Annotated in this window: 1 protein-coding gene and 1 pseudogene; both read left to right on the top strand. The window is 60.9% G+C overall.

Going from position 1 to position 8582, the window contains the following annotated elements; genetic code table 11:
* Positions 1–1501 (top strand): annotated as a pseudogene (locus N8H74_RS29105) (hypothetical protein); the annotation flags it as partial.
* A 218-nt stretch (positions 1502–1719) separates the two neighbouring features.
* Positions 1720–8538 (top strand): Ig-like domain-containing protein, encoded by a 6819-nt coding sequence (locus N8H74_RS29100; protein ID WP_262152161.1) that lies wholly within the window; start codon positions 1720–1722, stop codon positions 8536–8538.
* Positions 8539–8582 lie beyond the last annotated feature (44 nt).

The raw sequence follows: 8582 nt of genomic DNA, 5'->3' as shown, positions 1-8582 counted from the left end.
GGTGAAAGGCTTGCCGAGCAACGTTGAAATTCCCAACGGTGGCATCACGGTAGAAATCAGCGCGGAACTGAGCGGCACCGCTGCCAAGGGCCAGAAGGTCGAAGTGTTCGATGGTGCGACGTCCAAGGGCCAGGCAACAGCCGATGCAACAACCGGTGAGTGGCGATTGACCGTCAGCGCTCTTAGCGTGGCAGCCCACAGTTTTACGGCCAAGGCGCTGTATGGCTCCGGTGCGCAGTCGGGGGCCAGAACCTTTACCGTGACGGCTTTGATCCGACCCACGCTGGTCACTGTTCTGGACGCCGGTGGCAAACCTGTCCTTGAAGGAGGAATCACCACCAGCACCACATTGAAATTGTCGGGCAAGGCGAGCAACGGTCAGCGCGTCGAGATCTTCGACGGCAATGGTTCAGGTGCGGTTTCCAAGGGCATTGCAACCGCGCATGCAACGACAGGCGACTGGGAGCTCACCATCACCGTCGCCGCAGGTGCGCGCCGGTTGTATGCGAAGTCGCTGTATCACAGCAGCGATACCTACTCCGACGTGCGCAACCTGACCGTGACCGCGCTGATTCAGCCCACCCTTGAGTATGTCCGCGACACCGCCGGTAACAACATTATCGATGGAGGATCCACGTACGACACAACCCTGAAGGTGTCAGGCAAGGCGAGCAATGGGCAGAGCGTCGAAGTCTTTGATGGAAACGGGCCGAGCGCGGTTTCCAAAGGGACTGCCACTGCGAGTGCAACGACAGGTGATTGGCAACTGACATTCACCGTGCCACTGGGCGCACGACGTTTTGCTGCATTGTCGCTTTATCACACCGCACCAACCTATTCCAATGTACGCACCTTGACGGTGACAGAGCGAAAGCTTCCGACCTTGGAACAAGTGCTGGATCCAACCGGGAAGGACATCCCGAATGGAGGCACCACCAATCGCACAACATTAAAACTGTCAGGCAGAGCAAGCCCTGGCCAGCAGGTCGAGGTTTTTGACGGGGAAGGTTCAGGCGCCCTTTCCAAAGGAACAACGACAACAAAAACATCTGGCGATTGGGAACACACAATCATCGTACCGTCGGCGACCAGCCGTTTGTATGCACGATCACTGGTTCAAGGAACGCCTTCAACTTCTAATGTACATATCGTCATCGTACCGGGGAAAGCAATCATCACAGAAGTGAGATGGGGGCAATACGATCCCAACGGACGCATGATTGAACAGGGCGAACCAATTCCCCGCAACCAAGTTGTCACAATGTTTTTCAGTCGTGGCACACCTGGAGTGGAGTCTGTCTGTATCGCCTATCAGGGCTCAATGAATCCAGCACAACGTTGCGAAATAAGACTTGTAAACGGAAGACCTGCGACTGCGCTCTCGTGGCCATCGAATGGATCCATTGGCCTCCATCAGATACTCGCTACAACTGGCCCACTCGAAATTCGATGCGAATTGGCCGCCTATGACAGTAACTATTTTGTTCTTAACTGGACTTGATCCCATAGGTTCAATAAAAAATCCGTCCATTCACCTCCCCGTCGAAGTCAGACCCGTTTGGGTGGGGAGGCGAGCGTATGCCCCCTTCCCCAATACCCTTACCACTCGTCGAAAACCCACCCACACCTGTCAGATCTGACAGTAGCCCGCATCCCCAACCTGAGGCCCAATAAAAACTCCGCTCGCCGATGGCCACGCGCTCGCTCAGGAGTTTTGTCATGCCTTCTCACCGTCCGCTTCTGCTTCCCTGGCTCAACAACGAAAACAGTCTGCTGGCCCTGCGACCGTTACAGATTGCCGGCATGGTCACGCCGATCACCGTTGCCGATGGCGGGATCAACAAGTCGGTGGTCGACGAAAACAGCGCCGGAATCCTGAGCGTGATCATTGCGTACCTGGAGATGCAGGAAGGCGACACACATGCCATTTACTGGAATGACGTCGAGGTGTTAACCCGCACCGTCGAGCCAGGGGAAGTCGACAAAAACCTGTTTTTCTATCTGCCGAAAACCCTGTTCGACCCAGGGTTCCCGACCTGCTACTACCAGTTGACGCGCAAGGGTGAAACGACCCCGGACGACCCGGCGGTGCCGCTGTTGCTGAAGGTCAAAACCAACGCGCCCGGGGGGCGCGACAAAGCTCCGAATGACCCCGACGGGCATTCCGAACTGCACAAGCCGCAATTGCCACAAGAGATCATCGATCAAGGCGTGATCGACAAGGACTGGGCGGAAAAAGGCGTTCCTGTAACGATCGCGGCCTACCCGGACATCGAAGCGGGCGACATCATTCTGTTGCACTGGGGCAGCTGGAATCTGGAGGGCCACGTTGTCACCCAGGACGAGGCCGATGGCAGCACCCCTATCGTGATCCTGGTGACCCAGGACGACATTCTGGCCGGCGGCGACAGTAATGCGCTGGAAATCAAGTACACCCCCCATGACGACGTGTGGAACTGGGCCTCCCGACATTCGAAACGCACCTCGATTGCCGTCGACGCCGGGGGCTGGCGGCTGGAGGCGCCGCTGGTCAAGCAAGCGGTCAACGGCATCCTGGTGATTGAGGATCTGAAGAAAGAAAACGTCATCGTGCAGATCATCATCGACTCCACGAATTTCAAACTGGGCGATACCGTGACCATGACCTGGATCGGTATTCCGTTCAGCGGCCCACCGCTGACTCGCAAAGAGTCGAAACAGGTGGAAAGCGTTCCGCACATCATGGAGTTTGAGGTGCCTTATGACGAGGTACGGGCGATCGCCATGGGCACGGCGGATGTCGCCTATGTGCTGACGACCCAGGACGCCACACTCTCCTCCAAACGCCGGTTCGTCCAGGTCATCGGCGATCCCTCGCAGTTGCCCGAACCGGTCATCCTCGAACTGATGGGCGACACCCTCGAACCCCATCACGATGTGGCCAGCGTGGTGGTGCGCTATCCGGGCATCCAGAGTGGCGACTTCGTGGTCTGTCACTGGCGGGGCACAACCGTCAGCGGCACGCCCTATCTGCATGAAGAATCCCACACCGTCACCGGCAACGAAGCGGACGCCGGGCAGATCGGTTTTTATGTGAAGAATGAGCACATCGTCGTCCTCAACGGTGGACGGCTGGACGTGTCCTACAGCGTGTCCAACGATGATCGGGCGGTGTATGCCGTCAGCGAGTCGGAACGTCTGCTGGCCAAGGTGCAAGCGATCAGCGCGACACTGCCCAGCCCCAAAGTCGAAGAAGCGCCGGACGATGTGCTGGATCCGGACAGGATGTTCGATTTCGTCCATGTCCTTGTCCGCTATCCCGGCACCGCCAAGGGCGACATCCTGCGGTATTACTGGCAAGGTCCGCTCGGCAGCACCAGCGACGAGGTCCCCATCACTCTCCCGATTGTTGGTCAACCGGTGCGCTTCAGGGTCTCGGAAGATCACGTCATCCCCAATATCGGCCGGCAAGTCAACGTCCGTTATTCGCTGTGGCGTGCGGCCACCCAGCGCTATGACTATTCGGCCACCCTCAATCTGCTGATCGGAGAGCCGATCGGCGACCTGCCTCCACCTGCAGTCATCCAGGCGCCCGATGACGTGCTGGACCCGATGGATGCCTTGAGCGGCGTCGACGTCGAGGTCAGCTACCCGAGCATGAAAGAAGCGCTGGACACCCTCACCCTCAAATGGCTCGGCACACCGAACGGGACCTCGGAGGACATGGAACTGCCCGCCGACGCCAGTGGCACCGTCACCTTTCATGTCGATCCAGCGCTGGTCGGCCCCAACATCGGCCGCTGGCTCACGGTCAGCTATGAGGTCGAGCGCTACAGTTTCAGCACCCCTTCGGACGCGCGGAATGTCTTCGTCTCGACTTTCAACGATCCCGAAAACCAACTGCCCCGCCCTGAAGTGCCCCAAGCCAAAGACAGCGTGCTGGACCTGATGACGTTTACCGGCAATGCCAACGCGCAGGTTGCCCGCTGGCCGTACATTGCACTCAAGCAGCGCCTGTGGCTGCGCCTGGAGGGCCGGACGGAAACGGGCTCGACCCACCTCATCAAACTGCTCGATGGCGTGGAAATCACGGCGGCGCAGGTCGCCAGCGGCCTCGATGAAATCCTGCTCAGAAGCGAGCTGATGAAACTCGGCCATCGCAGCCCGGCCACGGTGATCGGAGCCATCGCGTTCGATGGCTCGAGTCAGCAAGACACCGCCCTCGAGCTGCCGCGCCTGCAACTGGAAATCGCCACCCGTTACGACTGGGTGACGCCGGAAATCACCGGCGTGCGCGATGCGTTCGGCGAGGTGGCGGAAGGAGGCGACACCTTCGAACAGCAAGTGACCGTCAGCGGCACAGCGACCCGGGGAGAAGAAATCGAGCTGTTCGACGGCTCGACATCGCTGGGCAAGGCCGATGTCGGCACCGATTGGGGCTGGAGCAAAGTCCTCGGCAACCTCGCCTTCAAGGATTATCACCTCACCGCCCGGGCGCTTTATCCGGCGGATCCGGTCGACAGTCAGCTTCGAGCCTTCACGGTGAAGGAAGCCATCCCGCCAGCTATCACCTCGGTGAAAGGCTCATCCAGCAATGTGGAAATCCTCGACGGTGACATCACGGTGGAAACCAGCGTGACGCTGAGCGGCACCGCCGCCAACGGCCAGCAGGTCGAAGTGTTCGATGGCACGACCTCCAAGGGCAAAGCTACCGCCCATGCCTCGACCGGCATCTGGACATTGCTCGTCACCGCACTGAACGAGGGTCCACATAGCCTCAAGGCCAAAGCCTTATACGGTTCTGGCCCCGAGTCGGGCACCAGAACCTTCACCGTGACCGCAGCGACCGCCCCTACACTCACCTCGGTGAAAGGCTCGCCGAGCGACACGGAAATCCTCGAGGGCGGCATCACCGTGGAAACCAGCGTGACCCTGAGCGGCGCCGCCGCCAAGGGTCAGCAGGTCGAAGTCTTCGATGGCGCGATATCCAAAGGCACAGCCACCGCCGATGCCTCGACCGGCATCTGGACATTGCTCGTCACTGGACTGGCCCTCGCCTCGCACAGCTTCAAGGCCAAGGCCTTGTATGGCGCAGGCGCGGAGTCGGGCATCAGAACCTTCACCGTAACTGCAGCGACCGCCCCGACCCTCACCTCGGTAAAAGGCTCGTCCAGCAATGTGGAAATTCTCGAGGGCAGCGTCACCGTGGAAACCAGCGTGACCCTGAGTGGCGCCGCCGCCAAGGGTCAGCAGGTCGAAGTGTTCGATGGCGCGACATCCAAAGGCACGGCCACCGCCGATACCTCGACCGGAATCTGGACACTGCTCGTCACCGGACTGGCCCTCGCCTCGCACAGTTTCAAGGCCAGGGCCTTGTATGGCGCAGGCGCGGAGTCGGGCACCAGAACCTTCACCGTGACCGCAGCGACCGCCCCAACCCTCACCTCGGTAAAAGGCTCGCCGAGCGACACGGAAATCCTCGAGGGCGGTATCACCGTGGAAACCAGCGTGACCCTGAGCGGCGCCGCCGCCAAGGGTCAGCAGGTCGAAGTGTTCGATGGCACGACATCCAAAGGCACAGCCACCGCCGATACCTCGACCGGCATCTGGACATTGCTCGTCACAGGACTGACCCTCGCCTCGCACAGTTTCAAGGCCAGGGCCTTGTATGGTGCAGGCGCGGAGTCGGGCACCAGAACTTTCACCGTGACCGCAGCGACCGCTCCAACCCTCACCTCGGTAAAAGGCTCACCGAGCGGCGTTGAAATTCCTGACGCCGGCACCACTGTCGAAACCGCCGTGACGCTGAGCGGTGCCGCCGCCAAGGGGCAGCAAGTCGAAGTGTTCGATGGCGCGACCTCCAAGGGCAAAGCCACCGCCGATGTCTCGACCGGCATCTGGACATTGCTCGTCACTGGGTTGGGTCTGATCACGCACAGCATCAAGGCCAAGGCCTTGTATGGCGCGGGCGCAGAATCGGGCACCAGAACCTTCACCGTGACAGCCGCAGAAGCTCCCACCATCACCTCAGTGAAGGGTTCGCCAAGCAGCGCTGAGATTCCCGAGGGCGGGACGACCATTGAAACCGCCGTGACACTGAGCGGCACCGCCGCCAAGGGGCAGCAGGTCGAAGTCTTCGATGGCACGACCTCCAAGGGCAACGCCACCGCCGATACCTCTACCGGCATCTGGACATTGCTCGTCACAGGGCTGGCCCTCACCTCGCACAGTTTCAAGGCCAAGGCCTTGTATGGTGCAGGCGCGGAGTCGGGCACCAGAACCTTCACCGTGACTGCAGCGACCGCGCCGACCCTCACCTCGGTGAAAGGCTCGCCGAGCGGCGCTGAGATTCCCGAGGGCGGCACCACTATTGAAACCGCCGTGACGCTGAGCGGCATAGCTGCCAAGGGTCAGCAGGTCGAAGTGTTCGATGGCGCAACATCCAAGGGTAAAGCCTCCGCCGATGCCTCGACCGGCATCTGGACATTGCTCGTCACTGGACTGGCCCTCGCCTCGCACAGTTTCAAGGCCAAGGCCTTGTATGGTGCCGGCGCGGAGTCCGGCACCAGAACCCTCACAGTGACTACAGCAACCGCCCCGACCCTCACCTCGGTAAAAGGCTCGCCAAGCGGCGCCGAGATTCCCGAGGGCGGGACAACCATTGAAACCGCCGTGACACTGAGCGGCACCGCCGCCAAGGGTCAGCAGGTCGAAGTGTTCGATGGCGCGACCTCCAAGGGAAAAGCCACCGCCGATGCCTCGACCGGCATCTGGACATTGCTCGTCACAGGGCTGGCCATCGCCTCGCACAGCTTCAAGGCCAAGGCCTTGTATGGTGCAGGCGCAGAGTCAGGCACCAGAACCTTCACAGTGACTGCAGCGACCGCCCCGACCCTCACTTCAGTGAAGGGTTCGCCGAGCGGCGCCGAGATTCCCGAGGGTGGCACCACTATTGAAACCGCCGTGACGCTAAGCGGCACCGCCGCCAAGGGTCAGCAGGTCGAAATCTTCGATGGCACGACCTCCAAGGGCAACGCCACCGCCGATGCCTCCACCGGTATCTGGACCTTGCTCGTCACAGGACTGGCCATCGCCTCGCACAGTTTCAAGGCCAAGGCTTTGTATGGTGCGGGCGCAGAGTCAGGAACCCGAACCTTTACCGTGACGGTCGCCAAGGCTCCCGAGATTACCAATGTCACGGACTCGCAAGGTGAAGTCGCGCCCAACGGGACCACGTTCGACACCAGTGTCGTCGTCCGGGGCACGGCCACCGCCAATCTGACCGTGCAGCTCTACGATAACAATGTTCCACAAACTCCCATCCTGAACGTCGGCAGCGACGGTATCTGGACCAAAACCCTGGTCGGCCTGAGTGCCACGACGCACAACCTCCAGGTCAAGGCGTTGTATGGCTCGCAGCCAGTGTCGAACACCCGGACGTTCACCGTCGCCGTCGCCCAGCCGCCAGCCATCACGCGCGTCGCTGACGCTGCCGGCAACATCGCGAACGGCGGCACCACCTACTACACCAGCGTGACGGTCACCGGCAGCGCCAGCCGCAATCAGTCCGTGCAGGTTTACGACAACGGTATCGCGCAGGCGCCCGCCACGGCTGTCGATAACAATGGCACCTGGAACAAGGCCCTCGCCAACCTGAGTCTTGGCACACACCGCATCAAGGCCAGGGCACTGTACGGAACGCAGCCGGAAACCGCCGAACACGGGTTTACCGTGGCGGCGCACATCGGGCCTTTCCTCGATTCGGTCAGGGACTCGCGCGGAGAACTGCAGAACGGCAGCACGACCATCGACACCACGGTAACGCTGCAAGGCCGGGTGACGCCTTCGCATCAGGTGCAGATCTACGACAACAACGCGGCGAAGCATACCGTCACCGCTTCGAACACCGGCGCCTGGACAACCACCCTGGGAGTGGCCGTTGGCGCTCACAATGTCCTGGCGAAAGCCCTCACGACCGGGCAGAACTCCAATACCCGAAGTTTTACCGTCAACGCACCGACACCGCCGTTGAATTTCGACACCAGCCCGGTGACGCTGGATGGCAAGATTTATCTGCTGCCCGTCCACCCCTTCGCCCTTCCGGTGTTTGGTCCGGGGACCTCGATCCAGCGCCAGGCCAGCGCAGGGGTGCCGGGCTACACCTACACCAGCAGCGACGACAAGATCGCGGTGGTCAATGCTGCGGGACTGGTCACCGTCCGGGGGAACGGCAGTGCGACCATTACCGTCAGGGACAGTGCCAATCAGAGCAAGAGCTATACCGTGACGGTGAGAGGCGTCATCCACTGCTACCCGCTCGGGCGCAGCGCCTTGGGGATCATCTTGCGCGATGCCGCCAACATCGGTGCTCGCGTGCCTACCTTGCCGGAACTGCGGGAGATTCAGGGGTTTTATCCAAACAACTGGCCTATGGGCAGTGACTACTATTGGTCAACCACTACCGGATCGCTCGGCCGGTACTACGTGAGAAATCTGGTGACCGGGCAAGAGACGCTGTATGGAGCGCTCCCCAGCGCCAGTGGAATCGGGATCAAATGAAGCCACAACCCTGACCTCCAGGCAAAAGAAAAGCGGGGGGGGGG

The sequence above is a fragment of the Pseudomonas sp. B2M1-30 genome, from assembly GCF_025447575.1.
Taxonomy (GTDB): domain Bacteria; phylum Pseudomonadota; class Gammaproteobacteria; order Pseudomonadales; family Pseudomonadaceae; genus Aquipseudomonas; species Aquipseudomonas botevensis.
The sequence above is the reverse complement of the archived record's forward strand: the minus strand, read 5'-3'. Positions and strand labels throughout refer to the sequence as shown.

Excerpts from the sequence above, each read along its gene's own strand:
- N8H74_RS29100 (WP_262152161.1), top strand. The coding sequence starts at position 1,720 with ATGCCTTCTCACCGTCCGCTTCTGCTTCCCTGGCTCAACAACGAAAAC.